General features: G+C 69.0%; 16 protein-coding genes, 1 tRNA gene and 1 pseudogene. 13 read left to right on the forward strand and 5 right to left on the reverse strand.

Annotated elements, in window-relative coordinates; genetic code table 11:
- Window positions 1-98: 98 nt before the first annotated feature.
- The 3 genes from gdhA to CKW34_RS08780 all read right to left on the reverse strand — a co-directional run bounded on the left by gdhA (window position 99) and on the right by CKW34_RS08780 (window position 2,437).
- Window positions 99-1,442 (reverse strand): NADP-specific glutamate dehydrogenase, encoded by a 1,344-nt coding sequence (gene gdhA / locus CKW34_RS08770; protein ID WP_059383991.1) that lies wholly within the window; start codon window positions 1,440-1,442, stop codon window positions 99-101.
- Between the two features lie 202 nt (window positions 1,443-1,644).
- Window positions 1,645-1,718: transfer RNA gene (locus CKW34_RS08775), tRNA-Arg, on the reverse strand.
- Between the two features lie 62 nt (window positions 1,719-1,780).
- Window positions 1,781-2,437: a DedA family protein gene (locus CKW34_RS08780; RefSeq protein WP_059383928.1), complete on the reverse strand. Its 657-nt coding sequence runs from the start codon at window positions 2,435-2,437 to the stop codon at window positions 1,781-1,783.
- Between the two features lie 249 nt (window positions 2,438-2,686).
- Between CKW34_RS08780 and CKW34_RS08785 the strand changes: the two genes are divergently transcribed.
- The 7 genes from CKW34_RS08785 to CKW34_RS08815 are packed head-to-tail and all read left to right on the forward strand — an operon-like array spanning window position 2,687 to window position 11,588.
- Window positions 2,687-3,571 (forward strand): FAD binding domain-containing protein, encoded by an 885-nt coding sequence (locus CKW34_RS08785; RefSeq protein ID WP_059383927.1) that lies wholly within the window; start codon window positions 2,687-2,689, stop codon window positions 3,569-3,571.
- Between the two features lie 4 nt (window positions 3,572-3,575).
- The gene (locus CKW34_RS08790) at window positions 3,576-4,061 is read left to right on the forward strand and encodes a (2Fe-2S)-binding protein (RefSeq protein ID WP_059383926.1); all 486 of its coding nucleotides are present in this window, start codon (window positions 3,576-3,578) and stop codon (window positions 4,059-4,061) included.
- The gene (locus CKW34_RS08795) at window positions 4,061-6,454 is read left to right on the forward strand and encodes an aerobic carbon-monoxide dehydrogenase large subunit (protein WP_059383925.1); all 2,394 of its coding nucleotides are present in this window, start codon (window positions 4,061-4,063) and stop codon (window positions 6,452-6,454) included. The genes CKW34_RS08790 and CKW34_RS08795 overlap by 1 nt, the downstream gene beginning before the upstream one ends.
- Before the next feature lie 46 nt (window positions 6,455-6,500).
- On the forward strand, window positions 6,501-7,412 hold the full coding sequence (locus tag CKW34_RS08800; RefSeq protein WP_059383924.1) for an XdhC family protein: 912 nt from the start codon (window positions 6,501-6,503) through the stop codon (window positions 7,410-7,412).
- Window positions 7,409-8,308 (forward strand): AAA family ATPase, encoded by a 900-nt coding sequence (locus CKW34_RS08805; protein WP_059383923.1) that lies wholly within the window; start codon window positions 7,409-7,411, stop codon window positions 8,306-8,308. Before CKW34_RS08800 ends, CKW34_RS08805 begins: the two co-directional genes overlap by 4 nt.
- Window positions 8,305-9,552 carry a vWA domain-containing protein gene (locus CKW34_RS08810; RefSeq protein ID WP_059383922.1) on the forward strand — a complete coding sequence of 416 codons (1,248 nt, stop codon included), beginning with the start codon at window positions 8,305-8,307 and terminating at the stop codon, window positions 9,550-9,552. Before CKW34_RS08805 ends, CKW34_RS08810 begins: the two co-directional genes overlap by 4 nt.
- 2 nt (window positions 9,553-9,554) lie before the next feature.
- Window positions 9,555-11,588 (forward strand): cytochrome c oxidase assembly protein, encoded by a 2,034-nt coding sequence (locus tag CKW34_RS08815; RefSeq protein WP_059383921.1) that lies wholly within the window; start codon window positions 9,555-9,557, stop codon window positions 11,586-11,588.
- 74 nt (window positions 11,589-11,662) lie between these two features.
- On the opposite strand, the gene CKW34_RS08820 is transcribed toward CKW34_RS08815, so the two are convergent.
- Window positions 11,663-12,517, reverse strand: a complete 855-nt coding sequence (locus CKW34_RS08820; RefSeq protein ID WP_059383920.1) for a tryptophan-rich sensory protein — start codon at window positions 12,515-12,517, stop codon at window positions 11,663-11,665.
- A 68-nt stretch (window positions 12,518-12,585) separates the two neighbouring features.
- On the opposite strand from CKW34_RS08820, the pseudogene CKW34_RS08825 reads away from it, so the two are divergent.
- The 6 genes and pseudogenes from CKW34_RS08825 to CKW34_RS08850 form a co-directional block, all read left to right on the forward strand.
- A pseudogene (locus CKW34_RS08825) lies at window positions 12,586-12,778 on the forward strand (lipase); the annotation flags it as partial.
- Between the two features lie 95 nt (window positions 12,779-12,873).
- A complete protein-coding gene (gene ettA / locus CKW34_RS08830) occupies window positions 12,874-14,547 on the forward strand; it encodes an energy-dependent translational throttle protein EttA (protein ID WP_059383989.1) in 1,674 nt (557 codons plus the stop codon).
- Complete coding sequence (locus CKW34_RS08835; RefSeq protein WP_059383990.1) at window positions 14,540-14,962, forward strand: acyl-CoA thioesterase; 423 nt, start codon at window positions 14,540-14,542, stop codon at window positions 14,960-14,962. The genes ettA and CKW34_RS08835 overlap by 8 nt, the downstream gene beginning before the upstream one ends.
- 140 nt (window positions 14,963-15,102) lie before the next feature.
- Window positions 15,103-19,911, forward strand: a complete 4,809-nt coding sequence (locus CKW34_RS08840) for an NAD-glutamate dehydrogenase (RefSeq protein WP_059383919.1) — start codon at window positions 15,103-15,105, stop codon at window positions 19,909-19,911.
- Window positions 19,912-19,914: 3 nt separating this feature from the next.
- Entirely contained in the window at window positions 19,915-20,349 is a 435-nt protein-coding gene (locus CKW34_RS08845; RefSeq protein ID WP_059383918.1) for an acyl-CoA thioesterase, read from the forward strand.
- A gap of 84 nt (window positions 20,350-20,433) precedes the next feature.
- Window positions 20,434-21,129, forward strand: coding sequence for a hypothetical protein (locus CKW34_RS08850; RefSeq protein ID WP_080968375.1), 696 nt, complete (start codon window positions 20,434-20,436; stop codon window positions 21,127-21,129).
- Between the two features lie 7 nt (window positions 21,130-21,136).
- Here CKW34_RS08850 and CKW34_RS08855 read toward each other — a convergent pair whose 3' ends face one another.
- Window positions 21,137-22,774 carry a glycoside hydrolase family 13 protein gene (locus tag CKW34_RS08855; RefSeq protein ID WP_059383917.1) on the reverse strand — a complete coding sequence of 546 codons (1,638 nt, stop codon included), beginning with the start codon at window positions 22,772-22,774 and terminating at the stop codon, window positions 21,137-21,139.
- Between the last annotated feature and the right edge of the window lie 17 nt (window positions 22,775-22,791).

Raw genomic sequence — 22,791 nt, forward strand, 5'->3', positions numbered from 1 at the left:
TCCTCACCCGAAACACGAAGTGCGGGTACCGAACTCGTCGGTACCCGCACTTCGCATGAAGAATCGGTCGTCAGATGACGCCCGGTGCGAACACAGCGTCAGATGACGCCCAGTGCGAACATGGCGTCGGCGACCTTCACGAAGCCGGCGATGTTGGCGCCGTGGACGTAGTCGCCCGGCTTGCCGTACTCGGCGGCGGTCTCGACGCACCGGCCGTGGATGTCGGCCATGATGCCGGCGAGACGCTCGTCGGTGTAGTCGAAGTGCCACGAGTCGCGCGAGGCGTTCTGCTGCATCTCCAGTGCGGAGGTCGCCACGCCACCGGCGTTGGCGGCCTTACCGGGCGCGAAGGCGACTCCGGCGTCGCGGAAGACGCTGATGCCGCCCGGGGTGGTGGGCATGTTGGCACCCTCGGCGACGATCTTCACGCCGTTGTTGACGAGGGTCTTGGCCGACTCCTCGTCGAGCTCGTTCTGCGTGGCGCACGGCAGTGCGACGTCGCAGGCCACGTTCCAGATGTTGCCGCCGGGGAAGAACTCGGCGTCGCCGCGCTCGTCGACGTACTCGGAGATGCGTCCGCGGCGGACCTCCTTGATCTCCTTGAGGAGAGCGACGTCGAGGCCCTTGCGGTCGACGATGTAGCCGGAGGAGTCGGAGCACGCGATCGCGGTGCCGCCGAGCTGGTGGATCTTCTCGATGGCGTAGATCGCGACGTTGCCCGAACCCGAGACGACGGCAGTGCGGCCCTCGAGCGAGGTGCCGGCGGTCTTGGTCATCTCGTTGACGAAGTAGGCCGCGCCGTAACCGGTGGCCTCCTTGCGCACCTGCGAACCACCCCAGGTGAGGCCCTTGCCGGTGAGGACGCCGGACTCGTAGGAGTTGGTGAGGCGCTTGTACTGGCCGAACAGGTAGCCGATCTCGCGGCCGCCGACGCCGATGTCACCGGCCGGGACGTCGGTGTACTCACCGATGTGGCGGTGCAGCTCGGTCATGAACGACTGACAGAAACGCATGATCTCCTGCTCGGAGCGACCCTTGGGGTCGAAGTCCGAGCCGCCCTTGCCGCCGCCGATGGGCAGGCCGGTGAGCGCGTTCTTGAAGATCTGCTCGAAGCCGAGGAACTTGACGATGCCGAGGTTGACGCTCGGGTGGAAGCGCAGGCCGCCCTTGTAGGGGCCGAGAACGCTGTTGTACTGCACGCGGAAGCCACGGTTGACGTGGACGTTGCCCTGATCATCGATCCACGGCACGCGGAAGATGATCTGCCGCTCCGGCTCGCACAGGCGCTCGATCAGGCCGGATTCGAAGTATCCGGGGTGCCGCTCGAGCACGACATGCAGAGACTCGAACACTTCGGCCGCAGCCTGGTGGAATTCGGGCTCACCTGCGTTGCGGGCCTTGACCTGCTCGTAGATCTCTTCGATGCGGTCCGATGTCGACACGCCCACCTACCTGACTCTGTGAGGATTCTGTAACAAGGGTTTTACGACGAAAACTATAGGGCGTGGCCCTTAGCATGTGTTAGCCCGCCTCCAAGGTGGGATGAGAAACACACGGTCCGAACGGCCTGTCCGTCGGGCGGATTGCCCGGTTCATCGGTACGATGTGCGACCCCGCGGCGGGCGCTGCGCCGACGGTCGGAGGTGCCCCCGGCAGGACTCGAACCTGCGACCTAGAGATTAGAAGGCTCTTGCTCTATCCAGCTGAGCTACGGAGGCGCGGCCAGAATCTTAGCGGGTGCTTCCTGTGGTCGCCGCACACACCCTCGCGCCCGCCGGGATCAGCGCTCGAGCGTGCTGCCGCGTTCGTCGTCGGGGCTCGATTCGCCCCGGGGAACGTCCACTCGACCGGCCTTGAACCGCTGGATGAGATGGTCGATTCCGACACCCAGGACCACCGCGACGCAGATGGCCACCGCGGCGCCGAACAGCGGCTGCGATTCGAACCAGCCGCCGACGAGACGCCCCACGAACGCCGAGTACAGCGCCCAGGTCGTACCGCCGAGGATCGTGAGCGGCACGAACTTCTGCCGCGGGTAGCGGGTCGCTCCGGCCGTCATGTTCACGGCGATCCGACCGATCGGGATGTAGCGGGCCGTGAGGATCACTGCGGCGCCGCGCTTGTCGAGTCCGCGCCGCGCCCACGCGAAGGCGGCCTGCGCCTTCGGGCGGCGCATCCACCGGAACCGTTCGGTGCCGACCTTCCGTCCGATCGCGTAGGCGATGTTGTCGCCGATGATCGCGCCGAGCGCCGCGAGCACGATGACGATCCACAGATAGGGACGGCCGGTCGAACCCGAGAGGGACGACAGGGTGACCAGGACGGTCTCGCTGGGCACGGGCGGGAAGAAGCCGTCGAGCATGCACACGGCGAAGAGCAACGGGTAGACCCACAGGGCTGCGGCCTGGCCGATGATGAATTCGTTGATCACGTCCATGGATTTGCGTGGTGCTCCCGTCGCGTCCGCCGGATCGGCCTGCTTCCACGCTATCCGCTCGCGCCGCCGAGGGCTCCTGACGAGGACGGTTCGACCCTCCACCCGCCGTCCCGGACACGGGGGGTCGGTCCAGATCGTCCGTTTCGCCGCGCGGATCGGGGCTCGGGGCTAACCTGGGCGCCGAAGGGGGAAGTGCGGACGGATCGGCGGGGGAAACCCGATGCGACCGCCCGAGGGTGGGAGTTGTTCATGCAGGTTCCTGGCCCGTTCGAATACGCGCGCGCAACCGGAGTGGAGCACGCCGTCGAGTTGCTCGACCGGCACGGAGAAGATGCCCGCGTCGTCGCCGGCGGACACAGTCTTCTCCCGATGATGAAGCTGCGGCTCGCGAATCCGGAATTCCTGATCGACATCAACGACCTCGGGGACGAACTCGACCACATCACGGTCGAACCCGAGGTCGTTCGCATCGGTGCCCTCGTGCGCCACCGCCGGCTGCTCGAATCCGACGAACTCGCCGAGATCTTCCCGATCTTCCGGGACGCGGAGAAGGTCATCGCCGATCCGGTCGTCCGCAACCGCGGGACGCTCGGAGGGTCGATCTGCCAGGCCGACCCCGCCGAGGACCTGTCCACCGTGTGCGCGGTGCTCGGCGCGACGTGCGTCGTCCGCGGTCCGACAGGGGTGCGCGAGCTCCCCTTCGACGAGTTCCATCTCGGTGCCTACGAGACGGTGGTCGCCCCGAACGAGTTGCTCGTCGAGGTGCGACTGCCGCGGAAGGGCACCTCCTCCAGCGCGTACGAGAAGGTCGAGCGTCGCGCGGGGGACTGGGCGGTGGCCGCGGCGGGCGCCGCGCTGTGGATGTCGGAGGACGGACGCATCACCGACGCGCGTGTCGGGCTGACGGCCGTGCGCCCCGACGAGACGGCGTTGTCGAGGGTGCCCGAACTGTTGCGCGGCTCCCCACCTTCGGAGGACCTGTTCCGTGAGGCGGGCGCCGCGGCCGCGACGGCATGCGATCCGGAGACCGATCAGCGCGGCACCGCCGCCTACAAACGTCACCTCGCATCGGAGCTGACGGTGCGGGCCCTGCGCCGATCCGCCGAACGTCTCGGCGTCACCGAAAGGGTGTGAACCGATGCAGATCTCGATGACGGTCAACGGCGAGAGCGTCACCGCCGACGTCGAGCCCCGGACACTGCTCGTGCACTTCCTGCGCGACCACCTCGGTCTGACCGGAACACACTGGGGATGCGACACGAGCAACTGCGGAACGTGTGTCGTCGCCGTGGACGGCGAACCGGTGAAGTCGTGCACCACGCTGGCGGTCATGGCTGTCGGCCACGAGGTGCTCACCGTCGAGGGACTCGAACGCGACGGTGTCCTCGACCCCGTGCAGGAAGGCTTCATGCGCTGCCACGGGCTGCAATGCGGCTTCTGCACGCCGGGAATGATGATCACCGCCCGGGCCCTGCTCGATCGCGATCCGGATCCCGACGACGCGACGATCCGCGAGGCGATCTCCGGGCAGATCTGTCGCTGCACCGGCTACACCACCATCGTCCGGTCGGTCCGGTGGGCCGCCGAACACTCCTCGAACGTGCAACCCACGGAGGTGTCGTGATGACCGCGGTCGAACCGGACACGCGCCCGGAGGAACAGGACAACGATCGCAAGCCGTGCGGACACGGCCGGATGCTGCGCAAGGAGGACCCGCGGTTCGTGCGCGGCCGCGGCAACTACGTCGACGACGTCCGGCTACCCGGCATGCTGCATCTCGCGGTGCTCCGATCGCCGGTCGCGCATGCCCGCATCAACGGCATCGACACGTCCGCAGCCCTCGCACACCCGAAGGTGCGAGCGGTGATCACGGGCGCCGACCTGTCCGAGAAGGGCCTGGCCTGGATGCCGACGCTGTCGAACGACGTGCAGGCCGTGCTGGCTACCGACAAGGTGCGCTTCCACGGCCAGGAGGTCGCCTTCGTCGTCGCCGACGACCACTACTCGGCGCGCGACGCCCTCGAACTGATCGACGTCGACTACGAGATGCTCGACCCGGTCGTCGACGTGCGCACGGCCCTGTCACCCGAGGCGCCGGTGATCCGGACCGATCTCGACGGCAAGTCCGACAACCACTGCTTCGACTGGGAAGCCGGCGATGCCGCGGCGACCGACGCGGTCTTCGCGAAGGCCGACGTCGTCACCCGGCAGGAGATCGTCTATCCGCGGGTGCATCCCGCGCCGATGGAGACCTGCGGTGCGGTCGCCGACTACGACCGGATCTCCGGCAAGCTGACGCTCTGGTCCACCACGCAGGCCCCGCACGCCCACCGCACGCTGTACGCGCTGGTGGCGGGTCTGCCCGAGCATAAGATCCGCGTCATCTCACCCGACATCGGTGGGGGATTCGGCAACAAGGTCCCCATCTACCCGGGTTATGTCGGAGCGATCGTGGCGTCCCTGGTCACCGGGCATCCGGTGAAGTGGATGGAGGACCGCAGCGAGAACCTCATGAGCACCGGCTTCGCGCGCGACTACATCATGGTCGGCGAGATCGCGGCGACGAAGGAAGGCCGCATCCTCGCCATCCGGTCGCGGGTCCTGGCCGACCACGGCGCCTTCAACGCCACCGCCGCCCCGGTGAAGTATCCCGCCGGTTTCTTCGGTGTGTTCACCGGCAGCTACGACATCGAAGCCGCCTACTGCCACATGACGGCCGTCTACACGAACAAGGCGCCCGGCGGCGTCGCCTACGCCTGCTCGTTCCGCATCACCGAGGCCGTGTACTTCGTCGAACGACTCGTCGACTGCCTCGCCTACGACCTCGACATGGACCCGGCGGAACTGCGCCTGAAGAACCTCCTGCGTCCCGAGCAGTTCCCCTACACGAGCAAGACCGGCTGGAAGTACGACTCGGGCGACTACGAGACCACCATGCGCAAGGCCATGGACATCGTCGGCTACGACGAACTGCGCCGCGAGCAGGCAGAACGCCGCGCGCGGGGCGAGCTCATGGGCATCGGCATGTCGTTCTTCACCGAGGCCGTGGGAGCCGGTCCGCGCAAGGACATGGACATCCTCGGTCTCGGCATGGCCGACGGGTGCGAACTGCGTGTCCATCCCACCGGCAAGGCCGTCGTGAGGTTGTCGGTGCAGTCGCAGGGACAGGGGCACGAGACGACCTTCGCGCAGATCGTCGCGGAGGAGATCGGCATTCCACCCGACGACATCGACGTCGTGCACGGCGACACCGACAACACCCCGTTCGGGCTCGGCACCTACGGGAGTCGCTCGACACCGGTGTCCGGGGCGGCCGCCGCGCTCGTCGCGCGGAAGGTGCGCGACAAGGCGAAGATCATCGCCGCGGGAATGCTCGAGGTCTCCGTCGCCGACCTCGAATGGGAGAAGGGCCGCTTCCACGTGAAGGGCGACCCGGGAGCGTCGGTGACCATCCAGGACATCGCGATGCGCGCCCACGGTGCCGGCGACCTGCCGGAGGGTCTCGAAGGTGGTCTCGAGGCGCAGATCTGCTACAACCCCGAGAACCTCACCTATCCGTACGGTGCCTACTTCTGCGTCGTCGACGTCGATCCCGGCACCGCGCAGGTGAAGATCCGCCGGTTCCTGGCCGTGGACGACTGCGGCACCCGCATCAACCCGATGATCATCGAGGGCCAGGTGCACGGCGGCATCGTCGACGGGATCGGCATGGCCCTGATGGAGATGATCGCGTTCGACGAGAACGGCACCTGCCTGGGCGGTTCGTTCATGGACTACCTCATCCCCACGGCACTCGAGGTCCCGACGCTCGAGACCGCGTTCACCGTCACCCCGTCGCCGCACCATCCGATCGGCGCGAAGGGCATCGGCGAATCCGCCACCGTCGGTTCGCCGCCCGCGATCGTCAACGCGGTCGTCGACGCGTTGAAGCCGTTCGGTGTCCGGCACGCCGACATGCCGCTGACGCCGTCGCGGGTATGGGAGGCGATGCAGGGCCGCGCGACCCCGCCGATCTGAGCGACACGACCGGAGGGTGCCAGTGGAGCGATCGGAGGACGGGAACATGGATCTCGCGGTGCGGGCGGAGCAGTTGCGCAGCGAACGACAGCCGTTCGTCGAAGCGACGGTCGTGCGGGCGCAGCCACCGACGTCCGCACACTCGGGCGACCGGGCGCTCGTCCTCGCCGACGGCACGATCGAGGGGTTCGTCGGCGGGCAGTGCACCGAGAGCTCCGTGCGCGAGGCATCCCGCACGGTGCTCGAACAAGGGGAGAGCATGCTTCTGCGGGTGCTGCCCGCCGGGTCCGGCGAGTTCCCCGACACCCCGGGAGCGACGATCGCGGTCAACCCGTGCATGTCCGGTGGGGCCACCGAGATCTTCCTCGAACCGCGGATGCCCCCGATCGTGGTGGCCGTCTTCGGGGACTCGCCCGTCGCCGAGGCCATGGGCGAGTTCGCGCGGCGCGTCGACTACTCGGTGGAACAGATCCTCGGGACGAGCGTGCCCGCCGAGGCGTCGGTGGTGATCGTCGCGAGCCACGGGGGTGACGAGGCGGGAGTGATCCGTGCGGCCCTGGACGCCGGGAGCCGATATGTGGGCCTGGTCGCGAGTCGCACCCGGGGCGCCGCGGTGCTCGACGATGTGGAACCGACCGACGAGGAGCGTGCCCGCCTCCGCACCCCGGTCGGCCTCGACATCGGCGCCCGCACCCCGGCGGAGATCGGATTGTCGATCGTCGCCGATATCGTGCGTGTCGCGCGCAGCGGCGGACTCGCACGGTCGTCCGGGGAGAGCGGGCGCCGTGTCGAGGTTCCGCGGGGGACGGGCCCGAAGCCGCGCACGGCGGTCGACCCGGTGTGCGGGATGACCGTCACGATCACCGAGTCGACACCGCATCTCGTCCTCGCCGGGCGGACGGTGTGGTTCTGCTGCCCGGGCTGCCGCCGTCGCTACGAGAAGGACGACGTGGCGTGACCGATCCGTCGTCCCCGGGCATCTTCGACGACGTCGACGACGTCGTCGCCAGGTTCGACGACCACGACCATCTGCTCGATCAGGGCACCGCCGCCGCGATCCACCTCGCGGTCGCGCTGGGCCGGCCGTTATTGCTCGAGGGCGAACCCGGGGTCGGTAAGACCACCGCCGCCAAGGTGCTCGCGCAGATCCTCGGCAGCCCGCTGATCCGATTGCAGTGCTACGAGGGACTGTCGGTCGCCGAGGCCCTCTACGACTGGAACTACCAGCGTCAACTACTCGCGATCCGGCTCGCCGAAGCGCGCGGCGAGGTTCCCGCCGAGGCCGACCTGTACTCCGAGGACTATCTCCTCGAACGCCCCGTCCTGCGCTGCGTCCGCCATCGCGGCGACAGACCCGCCGTCTTGCTCGTCGACGAGATCGACCGCGCCGACGACGAATTCGAGGCCCTGTTGCTCGAATTCCTGGGAGAGTTCGCCGTCACCGTCCCCGAGCTCGGCACCCTCACCGCGGCCCGCCCGCCCGTCGTGGTGCTCACCTCCAACCGGAGCCGCGACCTGCACGACGCACTGCGAAGGCGCTGCCTGTACCACTGGATCGACTTTCCCGATCGTGCCCGAGCGGTGGCGATCCTGCGGCGCACGGTGCCCTCGGCGAACGTCGCGCTCGTCGAACGTGCCACGGATTTCGTCGCGGTGGCCCGCGGACTCGATCTCGACAAGGCACCGGGGATCGCGGAGACCATCGACTGGGTGTCGGCGCTGGCGGCGCTCGGCGTCGCCGACCTCGTCCGGCCCGAAGCGGTGATGTCGCTCGCCGCACTGGCGAAGACCCCCGACGACGTCGATGCGCTGGGGGAGGCTCTGGCCACCTTCGTCTCCACCGAGGTGTCGTGAGCGCCCGGTTGCTCCCGGGGGTCGATCACGCGGCCTTCGCGGTCGGACTGGTCGACCGGCTCAGATCCGCCGGGATCGTGGTCCCGGCGGACGGAGCCGCGACCTTCACGCGTGCTCTGCGCGTGTGCGCTCCGACCACACGGAGCCGGTTGTACTGGACGGCGCGGCTCACCCTCGTCGACCGGCACGAGAGCCTCGCCACCTTCGACGCGGTGTTCGACCGGGTCTTCGGCGACGCTCCGCTCCCGCTCGACCCGCATGCCCGCCGCACCGGACCCGAGGACGACGGCACACGCGCGACGCCCACCTCGGACACACCTGGTCGCGTGCAGGATGCTCCGGCCGGCCAGGACGTCCCATGGGTCACGAGGACCGTCGTCGAATCGGCGGAGGGGGAGCGGGCCGCCGACCGGCCCGGCCGCGAAGTGGCGAGTGCGCTGGCGGAGATCGCCGACCAACGATTCGACGACCTCGACCCCGCACGACTCGCACTGCTCGAATCATGGATCGAGGAGGCCGGGGTCCGATGGGCGACCCGCCGCACCCGCCGCCGGGTCGAACGCCACACCGGTCGCGTCGACGTGCGGGCGAGCATCGCCGCCTCGCGTAGCACCGGGTTCGAGCCGCTCCGGTTGATCCGTACCCGTCCCGGTCGACGACGGCGGCAGATCGTCGTCTTCTGCGATGTCAGCCGGTCGATGCGGCCCTACGTCGGGGTGTATCTGCATCTCGTCCGTGCTCTGGCACACACCGGAACGGCCGAGGTCTTCGTGTTCTCCACCACAGCGACGCGTGTGACGCCGGTCCTGCGGCACCGGTCGGTCGAGCAGGCGATCGACGTCGCCAACGACCGTGTGCGGACCCGGTTCGGGGGCACGCGCATCGCCGGATCCCTCGCCCAGGTGGTCACCTCCCATCACGGACACCTGCTGCGCGGAGCGATCGTCGTCGTCGCCTCGGATGGTTGGGACAGCGACGATCCCACCGCACTCGCCCACGTCCTGGCCAGGATCCGGCGTCGCGCGCACCGGGTGGTGTGGCTCAACCCGCGGGCGGGGCAGTCCGGATTCACGCCCTCCACCGGGTCGATGTCCGCGGCGCTCCCGCACTGCGACGCGATGGTGGCGGCCGACACGCTCCTCGCGCTGCAGCATGCCGTCGACGTCGTCACAGGCACCGATACCGGCCCCGGAGGGCTCCGACGGCGTGTCGTAGGTCATGGCGTGGACGTCCTACCCTGGTAGGCATGGCAACATCCGAGCTCGCGTCTCCCGCGCAGCCTCCGGCGCCCGCCCCTACGAGGGGAAACCCGCCGGCACTGCTGATCCTTTTCGGCCTCCTCGCCGCCGTCGTCGCGGCGTTCGCGGTCGGGCTGTCCGCTGCGCAGGCGCTGGTGTTGCTCGGCATCCCCGATCCCGGTCCGCTCACCACCTACGGTCTGCCCGCGGTCCGCGCGATCTCCGAGATCGCGACCGTCATCACGATCGGATCGCTGTTCTTCGCCGCCTTCCTCGTGCCCCCGCAACAAGGGGGTGTGCTCGACGTCGGCGGCTATCGCGCCGTCCGGACCGCGGGCGTCGCGGCGACGGTGTGGGCGATCACCGCGGCGCTGATGGTGCCGCTGACCCTGTCAGACACCTCCGGCAGCCCGCTGGGCGAGGCCATCCGTCCGCAGAACCTCTTCTCGGCGCTCGGCCAGGTGGAAGTGTCGCTGGCCTGGGCCTGGACGACGGTGCTCGCCCTGATCACCGCCCTGCTGATCCGGCTCACGGTGCGCTGGTCGTGGACGCCCTATCTGCTGCTGCTGTCGGTCGTCGCACTCATGCCGATCGCCCTGACCGGGCACTCCTCGTCGGGTGGTTCGCACGACATGGCGACCAACAGCCTCGTGCTGCACCTCGTCGCGGCGTCCGTCTGGGCGGGCGGGCTGTTCGCCCTGCTCGCGCACTCCATGCGAGGCGGCGAGCACACCGACATCGCGGCCCGGCGGTTCTCCTTCGTTGCCGGACTCGCCTTCGTCGTCATGGCCGTCAGCGGCGTCATCAACGCCGCGGTCCGCATGTCGTTCGACGACCTGACCACGACCACTTACGGCAGGCTGTTGCTCGCGAAGATCGTCGCGCTGGTCCTGCTCGGCATCTTCGGCTGGGCACAACGCCGCCGGGCACTGCCGGCACTCGAAGCCGACCCCACCAGCCGGTCCGCGCTCGTGCGGTTCACCCTCGTCGAGGCGTTCGTCCTCGCCGCGACGATCGGTCTGGCCGTGGGACTCGGTCGCACGCCCCCGCCGCCGCCGGCTACGGTGCCGACGATCCAGGAGGTCGAGCTCGGCTACCAGCTCGACGTACCGCCGTCGTTCGTGAGCCTGTTCTTCGGCCAATGGCGCTTCGACTTGATCTTCGGCACGGCTGCTCTCGTGCTCGCCGCCGCCTACGCGGTCGGACTGTGGACGCTGCGCAAGCGCGGCGACTCGTGGCCGATCGGCCGGTCGATCGCCTGGTTCTCGGGCTGCTTCGTGCTGTTCGTCGCCACCAGTTCGGGCGTCGGGATGTACTCGCCGGCGATGTTCAGCGTGCACATGGGCGCGCACATGGCCCTGTCGATGCTCGCCCCGGTGCTCCTCGCACTCGGCGGGGCGATGACCCTCGCCCTGCGTGCGTTCAAGCCGGCCGGACGCAACGCCCCTCCCGGACCGCGCGAATGGATCCTCGAGTTCCTGCACAGCCCGCCGTCGCGGTTCTTCACGCATCCGATCGTCGCGTCGGTCATGTTCGTGGGCGGCTTCTACGCCCTGTATCTCGGCGGGATCTTCACCGCGTTCATCGACAGCCACACCGCGCACGTCCTGATGAACCTGCACTTCCTGCTGAGCGGCTACCTCTTCTACTGGGTGGTGATCGGCGTCGACCCGTCGCCGCGCGACCTGCAGCCCGTGACGAAGCTGGCCATGGTCTTCGGCTCGCTCCCGTTCCACGCCTTCTTCGGCGTGACTCTCATGAGCATGGGCACGGTGATGGCCGAGAGCTACTACCGCGGCCTGGCACTGCCGTGGAACTACGACCTGTTCTCCGATCAGAAGGTCGGCGGCAGCATCGCGTGGTCGGCCGGCGAGATCCCGCTCGTGCTCGTGATGCTCGCCCTGCTCGTCCAGTGGTCGCGCAGCGATCGGCGCACGGCGCGACGTGTCGACCGGGCCGCCGAACGTGACGACGACGCCGATCTCGCGGCACACAACGCGATGTTCGCCGAGCTGGCGCGCCGCGACCGCGAGGGTCGCTGACCGCACCCGCCCGACGTGCACATCTCGTCGCGCCACGCCGAAGCGGACCGACGAGATGTGCACGTCCGAGGGAATCAGGCGGCTGCTGTCGTGCGGGTGGGGGAGCGCTCGGCGCCGATGCGGGCCACCACGGTGGCCACGACCGCGATGACCGCGGCCGTCATGGCGGCGACCGCTGCGGGAGTGGACACCAGACCGCCGTCACCCGTGCGGGCGACCGCGATCCATGCCAAACCCCACACGAGCGCACCCGTCACGGCCAGCCGGCCCCGACCTGCCGTCGCGAGGACCACGGAGACGGCGGCGACGACGGCCAGCACGATGATCGCCCACACGTCGGCTCCCCAGCCGAACGGATCGATGTCCTCGTAACGCAGCGCCGCGGCGGTGTTGGCGACGGTCGCCACCGACACCCAACCCAGGTAGACGAACATCGTGCCGTCGACGACCACCGCTTCGAGCCTGTTCGACGGCAGCACGCGCGTGAAGATCAGGAACACCCGGACGAGCACCGCGAGCAACGCGACGATCACCACGACACTCAGCCAGACCTGATCGAACTGGATCGCCGTGATCCACGCGGCGTTGAGCAGCATCGACGCGACGATCCACCAGCCCGCGGCGCGCTGACGCGCATCGGCGTGGTTCGCCGGCAGTGCCTGCCACACCGCGAGCGCGAGCAGACCGGCGTAGATGAGGGTCCAGATCGAGAACGCCGGGCCGCCGGGCGCGACCGCCGTGGCATCCGCCGACAACGCACCACCCGCGGCCTCCGCGACCGGCGTCCCACCGGCCGCGCCCGAACCGAAGAACGACACCACGACGGCAAGCGGAGCGCTCACCGCCACGGCCACGACGCGGGCGATGTCGCGACCGGTGCGGGTCGCGGGGGACGTGGCGGGCGCGGATCCGGGTGAGTGGGATGTCATGCCGGGAGGGTGCCCGTCCTACGGATCACTCAATCCCGATCCGACGAATCGGACGAATGCGGACGTAGCGGCCTTTGTTCCTCCCCCCGGGGCCTGCGCGACACGACGGTGCCCGCGCCGCTCGCGTTCGAGCTGATCGCGGATCTGTGGGCCGGTGGCGCGAACGCCCAGTTCAGGACGTACCCCACGGGGCATTCGGAGACGATGTTCGCGTCGCTGCCCGACACGACAGGCTTCGTCGCGGAGCTGCTGCGACCCTGACAGCGGCTCCGGCACCTGCGGGACTCCGGCGCCGGCCCCACCTGTCGGGTTCGCACGATGTGGGTTATCGACCGTCGACCGATACGCTGGTGGTCATGGCGGAGTTCATTTACACGATGAAGAAGGTGCGCAAGGCGCACGGTGACAAGGTCATCCTCGATGACGTCACCATGAGCTTCTACCACGGCGCGAAGATCGGCGTCGTCGGACCCAACGGCGCGGGCAAGTCGTCGATTCTCAAGATCATGGCCGGGCTCGATCAGCCCAGCAACGGCGAGGCCTTCCTCGATCCGGAGGCCACCGTCGGCATCCTCCAGCAGGAGCCGCCCCTCAACGAGGAGAAGACGGTCCGGGAGAACGTCGAGGAGGGCCTCGGCGAGATCAAGGTCAAGCTCGACCGGTTCAACGAGATCGCCGAGCTCATGGCCACCGACTACTCCGACGAGCTGATGGAGGAGATGGGCAAGCTCCAGGAGGAGCTCGACCACGCCAACGCGTGGGATCTCGACTCGCAGCTCGAGCAGGCCATGGACGCACTGCGCTGCCCTCCGCCGGACGAGCCCGTCACCCACCTCTCCGGTGGTGAGCGCCGCCGTGTCGCGCTGTGCAAGCTGCTGCTGAGCAAGCCCGACCTGCTGCTCCTCGACGAGCCCACCAACCACCTCGACGCCGAGTCGGTGCTGTGGCTCGAGCAGTTCCTCGCGTCCTACCCGGGCGCAGTGCTGGCCGTCACCCACGACCGGTACTTCCTCGACCACGTCGCGCAGTGGATCTGCGAGGTCGACCGCGGCAAGCTGCACCCCTACGAGGGCAACTACTCCACCTACCTGGAGAAGAAGGCCGAGCGTCTCGAGGTCCAGGGCAAGAAGGACCAGAAGCTGCAGAAGCGGCTCCGCGAGGAACTCGAGTGGGTCCGCTCCGGTGCCAAGGCACGGCAGACGAAGAACAAGGCGCGTCTGGCCCGCTACGAGGAGATGGCAGCCGAGGCCGAGAAGCACCGCAAGCTCGACTTCGAGGAGATCCAGATCCCGACGCCGCCGCGTCTGGGCAACGTCGTCGTCGAGGTCGAGCACCTCGACAAGGGCTTCGACGGCCGTGTCCTGATCAAGGACCTGTCGTTCACGCTGCCGCGCAACGGCATCGTCGGTGTCATCGGCCCCAACGGCGTCGGCAAGACCACGCTGTTCAAGACCATCGTCGGTCTCGAGGAGCCCGACAGCGGCACCGTCAAGGTGGGCGACACGGTCAAGCTGAGCTACGTCGACCAGAACCGCGCGAACATCGACCCGAAGAAGACGGTCTTCGAGGTGGTCTCCGACGGTCTCGACTTCATCGAGGTCGGGCAGAACGAGATGCCGTCGCGCGCGTACGTGAGCGCGTTCGGGTTCAAGGGTCCCGACCAGCAGAAGCCGGCCGGTGTGCTCTCCGGTGGTGAGCGCAACCGCCTGAACCTGGCGCTCACGCTCAAGGAGGGCGGCAACCTGATCCTCCTCGACGAGCCGACCAACGACCTCGACGTCGAGACCCTGTCGTCGCTCGAGAACGCGCTGCAGCAGTTCCCGGGTTGCGCCGTCGTGATCTCCCACGACCGCTGGTTCCTCGACCGCACCTGTACCCACATCCTGGCGTGGGAGGGCAACGTCGAAGAGGGCAAGTGGTTCTGGTTCGAGGGCAACTTCGAGGCCTACGAGGCGAACAAGGTCGAGCGTCTCGGAGCCGATGCGGCACGTCCGCACCGCGTCACGCACCGGAAGCTCACGCGTGACTGAGCGCAACGGCCACCGGCCCTACCGGTGCCCGGTCGAGGTGCGCTGGGGCGACTCCGATCGGCTCGGGCACGTCAACAACGCCAAGGTCGTGGAATACCTGCAGGAAGGGCGCATCAAGTTCTTCCGGAGCGAGCTGCCGGCACGCGATGCCGTCGTGCTCCGGAAGATGGACGTCGAGTTCCTGCGTCCGATCAAGGATTCCTCGGCGCCGATCGAGGTCGAGACGACGGTGCTGCGTCTCGGCACGAGCTCGTTCACGGTGCGTCAGACGATCCTCGACCGGGAAGGCGTGGTGTGCGCGGTCGCCGACACCGTGCTCGTCGGCTTCGATCCCGAGACCGACACGTCGCGGCCGCTGACAGACGAGGTACGGGCGGTGCTCGACCGGCACCGCGCCGTCACGCCCACCGGCTGAGCGGGTACATCCTGTCGACCGGCCCGGCTGTTACCCGACCCGCCGGTTCCGACCCCCCGACTGCGCGCCGCGGATAGGCTCGATCACGAGTCCGTCCGCGGCGCGCGGTGTATCCGCCCGATAGAGCAGGAGGGGTGTCGATGGCCGATCCGGCTGTGGCGCAGACAAATTCAACAGGCAGCGATGCCTCTCCCGAGGCGGTCCTCGAGCGGATCTATCAGAGCTCCGGAGAGTTCACCACCGACCACGGCGCGGCCGCGCTCGAGCACGTCCGTCTCGGTCGTCGGCGCGCACCGGACACCGCTGTCGTCGGTGTGCGCCGCACCGACGGCATGGGTGTCGCCGTACAGATCGTCACCGACGACATGCCGCTGCTCGTCGAATCGGTGCTGGCACTGCTGTCCCGGCTGGGTGTCTCGGTGGCGACGGTCATCCACCCCGTCCTGTCTGCGCGCCGCACCGCCGAGGGCGACCTCGAGCGCCTGACCGACGAAGGCGGACGGACCTCGGGTGGAGTCGCCGAATCATGGATGCACATCGAGTTGCGCGGGCCCGTCGACGACGAATCGGTCGAGGAGATCGATCACGGCCTGCGGCGCGTACTGTCCGATGTGCGGCAGGTGGCGTCGGACTCCGGGGAGATGCACGCCCTGCAGCGCGACCTGGCGGACGCGCTCGACGGCCTGGCCGCCGATCCGCCGGCGCACTACACGGCCGACGAGCTCACCGAGACCGCCGAACTGCTGCGCTGGTTGAGCGGCGGGAACTTCACCCTCCTCGGCTACCGGCGCTACGACTTCGTGCCCGACGGCGGCGACGACAACGTGCGCGCGACGCCCGTGCCCGGCAGCGGCAGGGGAGTGCTGCGCACCGATGCCTCGGTCGCGGACCCGCTCGACCTGCCCGGTGAGGTCGGCACGGGTCGCCGTCCGCTCCTCGTGCTCACTCAGGGCGCGCTTCCCGCCACCGTGCACCGTTCCGTCTATCCGTACTTCGTCGGCGTCGCCCGGCTTGACGCCGACGGCGCGGTCGTCGGGGAGGATCGTTTCCTCGGTGTCCTCACGGTGACCGCTCTGCACGAGAACATCCTCGACATCCCCGTGGTCTCGCGCCGGGTGCGGGAGGTCGTCGCGCGGGCGCGGGTCGAGCTGTCGTCCTACAGCGGCCAGGCGATGCTCGAGATCATGCAGACGGTGCCCCGCGCGGAACTGTTCTCCATGGACACCGACACCCTCTACGAGACCGTCACGGCGGTGGTCGACATCCGCCGGCAGGTGCGGTTGTTCGTCCGCGTCGACACCTACGGGCGGTACATCTCGTGCCTGGTCTACCTGCCGCGCGACCGCTATACGACGAAGGTGCGCGTGGCGATCCAGGACATCCTGTTGCGCGAGTTCGGTGGCGGCGTACTCGACTACACCGCGCGGGTCTCCGAACGCGACCTCGCGTTGCTGCACGTGACGATCCGGTTCTCCGGGCGCGCACGTCGCGAGGTGGACACCTCCGAGGAGAACCGCCTGCGGATCCAGGCGATGCTCGCGGAAGTGACCCGCAACTGGGCCGATCGGCTCGGTGAGGCGGCGGCCGCGACCGGCGATCTCGATCCGTTGCTGGTGCAGCGGTACGCCGAGGTCGTGCCCGAGGCGTACAAGGAGGACTTCGGTTCCGAACGTGCCCTGGACGACCTGCGGCGTCTGGAAGCGCTCGACTCCGGCGATCTCGACACGCACCTGTACCGTCCGGGTTCCGACGATCCGTTGTCGTTGCGTTTCACCCTGTACATCGCCGACGAGACGGTCACCCTCGGCCGGATCCTCCCGGTGTTGCAGAGCCTCGGCGTCGAGGTCGTCGACGAGCGACCCTACCGGCTGCCGCGATCGGACGGAATCGATTGCTGGATATACGATTTCGGACTCTGCCTGCCCGAGGACATCGAGCACGGCATCGTCGAGACCGATCCGACCCTGGCGGATCGTCTCACCGACACCTTCACCGTGGCCTGGCGGGGCGCGGTCGAGACCGACCGGTTCAACCAGCTCGTGCTGCGCGCCGGGCTCACCTGGAAGCAGGTCGTGCTTCTCCGCGCCTACGCGAAGTACCTGCGCCAGACCGAATTCCCCTACAGCCAGTACAACATCGAAGGTGTGCTGCTCGGCGCCCCCCACACCGCGGCGCTGCTCGTCGGGCTGTTCGAGTCCCGGTTCGATCCGGAGGACGCCTCCGCCGAACGCGAACAGCAGATCGCCGAGGAACTCACGACGACGATCGCGGAGGTGACCGCCCTGGCCACCGACCGCATCCTCCGGGGGCTGTTCTCGTTGATCCGTGCGACCCTGCGCACCAACTTCTACGTGGCCGGCGGGATCGGGCACGAGCGCCCGGACGGTCGGGCGTTGTCGCTCAAGTTCGATCCGCGACGGATCGCCGAACTACCCCAGCCGCGACCGGCTTTCGAGGTGTTCGTCTACGCCCCGGACGTCGAGGGCGTCCACATGCGGTTCGGTCCCGTCGCCCGCGGTGGGCTGCGCTGGTCCGACCGTCGGGAGGACTTCCGCACGGAGGTGCTCGGCCTGGTCAAGGCGCAGGCCGTGAAGAACGCGGTGATCGTGCCCGTGGGTGCGAAGGGCGGCTTCGTCGTCAAGCGCGCCCCGCGTCCGACCGGTGACGCCGAGGCGGACCGGCGCGCCGTCCGCGAGCGCGGCGAACGGTGCTACCGGTGCTTCATCGCCGGTCTGCTCGACATCACGGACAACCTCGACGCCGCCCGCAACGACACGGTCCCGCCGCAGCGGGTCGTGCGTCACGACAACGACGACCCGTATCTCGTGGTGGCCGCGGACAAGGGCACCGCGTCGTTCTCCGACCTCGCGAATTCCGTTGCGGCGGAATACGGCTACTGGCTCGGTGACGCGTTCGCGTCAGGTGGCTCCGCCGGTTACGACCACAAGGAGATGGGCATCACCGCGCGCGGTGCATGGGAGAGCGTCCGGCGTCACTTCCGCGAACTCGGATCCGACCCGCAGACGGACGATTTCACCGTCGTCGGAATCGGTGACATGAGCGGCGACGTCTTCGGCAACGGCATGCTGCTCAGCCGGCACATCCGGCTCGTCGCCGCGTTCGATCATCGGCACATCTTCCTCGATCCCGACCCCGATCCGGAGCGGTCGTTCGAGGAGCGGCGCCGGTTGTTCGAACTGCCGCGGTCGTCGTGGAAGGACTACTCGACAGAACTCGTCTCGGCCGGGGGCGGGGTGTGGGACCGGACGGCCAAATCGGTGCCCGTCGGTCCCGAGGTGCGTGCGGTGCTCGACCTGCCCGACGACGTCACCGCACTCCCACCGCCCGAACTGATCCGCGCGATCCTGCGCGCACCCGTCGACCTGTTGTGGAACGGCGGTGTCGGCACCTACGTGAAGGCGTCGACGGAAACCCATGCGGACGTGGGGGACAAGAGCAACGACGGCGTGCGCGTCGACGGGCGGGAACTGCGTGCCCGGGTCGTGGGCGAGGGCGGCAATCTCGGCGTCACGCAACGCGGCCGCATCGAGTTCGCGCGCGCCGGTGGGAAGATCAACACCGACGCGATCGACAACTCGGCCGGCGTCGACAGCTCCGACCACGAGGTCAACATCAAAATCCTCCTCGACGCCATGGTGACTGCCGGCGAGCTCGCGGCGGAGGACCGCAATCCGCTGCTCGCGTCGATGACCGGTGACGTCGCCGAACTCGTTCTCGCCGACAACATCTCGCAGAACGCCGTGCTCGGACTAGAGCGGGCCGTAGCGCCGTCCCTGTTGGGGGTGCACCGTCGGATGCTCGCAGCCCTGGAACTCGATCGCGGACTCGACCGCGGCCTCGAGGCCCTGCCCGACGAGGCCGAGTTCGATCGTCGTGAAGCGGCGGGGGAGGGATTGACGTCGCCGGAGCTGGCGCAGCTCCTCGCCCACGTCAAGCTCGCCCTCGTCGACGACCTGCTGGCCACGGACCTGCCCGACAACGAGACCTTCGCGTCGATCCTGCCCGCCTACTTCCCGCCCGCTCTGCGCGAGCGGTTCCGGGCCGGGATCCGGGCGCATCCGCTGCGTCGGCAGATCGTTGCGACCATGCTGGCCAACACCACGGTCGACAACGGCGGCCCCACCTACGTCTACCGGCTCGCCGAGGAGGCCGGGGCGACGGCGACCGACGCCATCCGCGCCTACACCGCCGTCACTACCATCTTCGGGCTACCGGCCCTGTGGGACGAGATCCGGGCCGCCGGGCTGCCTGTCGATATCGAGGACGACCTGCTGCTCGAATCCCGCCGCGTGCTCGACCGGGCGTCGCGCCGGCTCCTCGCCACGCGACCGCAGCCCCTCGCAGTCGGTGCCGAGATCAGCCGTTACCGCGACGCCTTCGCGCGTCTCGCACCGCGGGTCGCGGACTGGATGCGCGGGCACCACGCCGAGGACTTCCTGCGTCGTACCCGCCCGCTCCTCGAACGAGGAGCACCGGAGGAGCTCACGGGCGTCGTCTTCCGGCTCCTCGACCAGTTCCCGCTGCTCGACGTCGTCGACATCGCCGACATAGAGCAGCGCGACGAGGCGGAGGTCGCCGACCTCTACTACGCCCTCGACGCGCGTCTCGGCGTCGACCGCCTGCTCACGGCGGTCTCCGGTCTCGAGCGGGGCGACCGCTGGCATTCGCTGGCACGCCTCGCGCTGCGCGACGACCTGTACGGCTCGTTGCGGTCGCTCGTCCTCGACGTGCTCGCCGGCGCCGAACCCGGGGAGTCGACCGAGGAGATGATCGAGGACTGGGAGTCGTCCAACGGCTCCAAGCTCGTCCGCGCGAGGGCGGCGCTCGACGAGATCTTCGCGTCTGGAAGTCTGGACCTCGCCACCCTTTCGGTGGCGGCACGACAGATCAGGGGCATGGTGCGCACGGGCGCATCCGATCGGAGGTAACGAGTGAGCGGTGCGGGCGAACAGTTCGGTTTCCACACCGAGGTGATGGTGCGGTGGTCCGACATGGACGTCTTCCAGCACATCAACCACGCGCGGATGGTCACGCTCCTCGAGGAAGCACGGATCCCGTGGTTGTTCGCCGACGGTCGCCCCACCCGCAACCTGCGCGAAGGTGCCGTCATCGCCGATCTCCACGTCCGTTATCGCGGGCAGTTGCGCCACGACGACGGTCCGCTCGACGTGCTGATGTGGACCGAGAAGGTGCGGGCCGTCGACTTCACGATCGGTTACGAGGTGCGGCCGGGCGGTGCCCCGGTCGACTCGGCGCCGGCGGTGGTCGCGTCCACCCAGATCGCGGCGTTCGACATCGAGACCCAGCGTCTGCGCCGGCTCACCGACGAAGAACGTGTCTTCCTGCGGCAGTGGCAACGCGACTGACGGTGGCAGTGGCAGTGGCAGTGGCAGTGGCAGTGGCAGTGGCAACGCGACAGCGACAGCAACAACGCAACCGATGAGGGCGATGTGAGCGACGATCGGATCCGACACGCAGAGCGCCTCCTGACGCTCGCAGGCCCCGACGACAGCGTCGATCTCGCCGCCTTCCTGGCCCGGGCCGCGCGTCTCGACGAGGCCGCCGTGGTGCGGTTGCGCCGGCGCGGTGACGGACTGCTCGGCATCTGGACGCGTACCGGTTTCGAGGTGCTCGCAGGACGTGTCGTCCGTGGAACCGTGGCACCGGCCGACACCTGCGTCGCCGCAGAATCGCTGCGGGCCGCGCTCCTCGCCGGGTCCGGGCCGCGCACCGAGGTCGACCCGGGCTGGGCGATGGATTCCGCCTGGCGCGGGGCACTCCCGCCCGACGACGGCTACGTCCACGTCGACGACGTGCCGGCACGGATCCTCGTCGAACTCGCGCAACGCGGCGTCGCGCTCACCCGCGAGCACGGCGCGCAAGGGCCGCCGGCGTCGCTGCTCGCCCAGGAGGTTCTCGAGGTGAGCGGCGCCGGGACCACCGTGGGCGTGCCGATGCGCATGGTGTTCGCGCTCGGTGCGATGGGCTTCGTGCCCGGTGCCGGTCGCGACACCGTCGACTCGGCGGGCATCGATCCCACCGAGGTGGTCCGGGTCCGGGCGTCCGCTACCTGGATGCGCCTCGACGCCCGCTTCGGGTCGGTCTACCTGCGCCGCGGCGGCGGGCTCGGTCTGAGCGTCCTCTGAGGGTGCCTCACGCCAACCAGGCGGCGGTGTCCGGTGGCAGTACGTGTCCGGTGAGCGGCGCACTCGCGAGCAGCACCTCGCCCGGAGGCAGATCGACCGCGACGTCGCCGGCGTTGAGCACGCAGGTCAGGCCGTCGGAACGGCGGAACGCCAGGCACCCGGCCGGGCTTCCGTACCAGCCGATCTCACCGCCCTCGGATCGCCTTCGCTCCGTGTCGATGGGGCGCCTTCGCTCCGTGCGGATCTCGATCGCCCTGCGGTACAGCGAGAGCGTCGAGTCCGCGTCCTCGAGTTGCTTCTCGACGGTGAGCGCCGACCACTCCGGCGGCTGGGGCAGCCACGCGGACCCGGCTGAGGTGAACCCGAAGGGCGGTGCTCCGCCCTCCCACGGCAGCGGCACGCGGCAACCGTCGCGTCCGCGTTCGGTGTGGCCGGATCGTTCCCAGACCGGATCCTGCAGTACCTCGTCGGGCAGATCGACGTTCGGCAACCCGAGTTCGGCGCCGTTGTAGACGAACACCGTTCCCGGGAGCGCGAGGGCGACGAGGATCATCGCGCGTGCCCGTGCGAGCCCGACCTCGTCGCCTCCGTATCGCGTGACCTCGCGGTCGACGTCGTGGTTCGACAGTGTCCACGTCGGTGAGGCCTGCACCGACGTCACCGCGGCCAGGCCCTTCTCGATCGCGTCCCGGACGGCATCGGCGTCCCAGTCCGACAGCGTCAGGTGGAAGTCGAAGGCGAGATGCAGTTCGTCCGGGCGCAGGTACTCGGCGAACCGCTCGTGATCGTCGACCCAGATCTCACCGATCGCCACCGAGTCCGGATACTCGTCGAAGACCCGCCGGATGCGGCGGTGGATGTCGTGCACCTCGGGATTGTTGAACCGAGGGTCGGCGCGGGAGTGCCCGAGCAGTTCGTTGGTCTCCCACCCCTCGTGGTCGGGAAGATCTGCGGGCTTGGCCATGCCGTGGGCCACGTCGATCCGGAAACCGTCCACGCCCCGGTCCAGCCAGAACCGCAGGGTCTTGTCGAGGTCCTCGACGACCTCCTCGTCGCCCCAGTTCAGATCGGGCTGCCCGGGAGCGAAGACGTGCAGATACCACTGGCCCGGCGTGCCGTCGGGTTCGGTGACGCGGGTCCAGGCCGGTCCGCCGAAGACGCTCGGCCAGTTGTTCGGTGGTGCGCTGCCGTCCGGTCCGCGTCCGTCCCGGAAGTGGAAGCGTCGGCGTTCGCGGCTGCCCGGTCCGGCTTCGAGCGCGGCCCGGAACCAGCGGTGCTCGACGCTGACATGGTTCGGTACGAGGTCCATCACAACCCGGATTCCGCGGGCGTGGGCGTCGGCGATCAGCGCTTCGAGATCGGCGATGTCCCCGAACAGCGGGTCGATGTCGCGGGGATCGGAGACGTCGTAGCCGTGATCCGCCATCGGCGACCGCATCACCGGGTTGAGCCAGATCGCGTCGACACCGAGCAGTTCGAGATAGCCGAGGCGGCTGCGCACACCCGCGAGGTCGCCGATGCCGTCGCCGTTCGCGTCGACGAACGAGCGGGGATAGACCTGGTAGAAGACCGCGTCTCGCCACCACGGCGATGCCGGGTCGCCTCGTCCGGAGGTCGGTGCTGCGGGGTGGGCCACGGGAGTCATCGTGTCAGACGGCAGGG

It is taken from the genome of Rhodococcus rhodochrous, from assembly GCF_900187265.1.
GTDB lineage: Bacteria > Actinomycetota > Actinomycetes > Mycobacteriales > Mycobacteriaceae > Rhodococcus > Rhodococcus rhodochrous.

Excerpts from the sequence above, each read along its gene's own strand:
- CKW34_RS08780 (WP_059383928.1), bottom strand. The coding sequence starts at position 2,437 with ATGGACGTGATCAACGAATTCATCATCGGCCAGGCCGCAGCCCTGTGG.
- CKW34_RS08785 (WP_059383927.1), top strand. The coding sequence starts at position 2,687 with ATGCAGGTTCCTGGCCCGTTCGAATACGCGCGCGCAACCGGAGTGGAG.
- CKW34_RS08790 (WP_059383926.1), top strand. The coding sequence starts at position 3,576 with ATGCAGATCTCGATGACGGTCAACGGCGAGAGCGTCACCGCCGACGTC.
- CKW34_RS08795 (WP_059383925.1), top strand. The coding sequence starts at position 4,061 with ATGACCGCGGTCGAACCGGACACGCGCCCGGAGGAACAGGACAACGAT.
- CKW34_RS08800 (WP_059383924.1), top strand. The coding sequence starts at position 6,501 with ATGGATCTCGCGGTGCGGGCGGAGCAGTTGCGCAGCGAACGACAGCCG.
- CKW34_RS08815 (WP_059383921.1), top strand. The coding sequence starts at position 9,555 with ATGGCAACATCCGAGCTCGCGTCTCCCGCGCAGCCTCCGGCGCCCGCC.
- CKW34_RS08820 (WP_059383920.1), bottom strand. The coding sequence starts at position 12,517 with ATGACATCCCACTCACCCGGATCCGCGCCCGCCACGTCCCCCGCGACC.
- ettA (WP_059383989.1), top strand. The coding sequence starts at position 12,874 with ATGGCGGAGTTCATTTACACGATGAAGAAGGTGCGCAAGGCGCACGGT.
- CKW34_RS08840 (WP_059383919.1), top strand. The coding sequence starts at position 15,103 with ATGGCCGATCCGGCTGTGGCGCAGACAAATTCAACAGGCAGCGATGCC.
- CKW34_RS08855 (WP_059383917.1), bottom strand. The coding sequence starts at position 22,774 with ATGACTCCCGTGGCCCACCCCGCAGCACCGACCTCCGGACGAGGCGAC.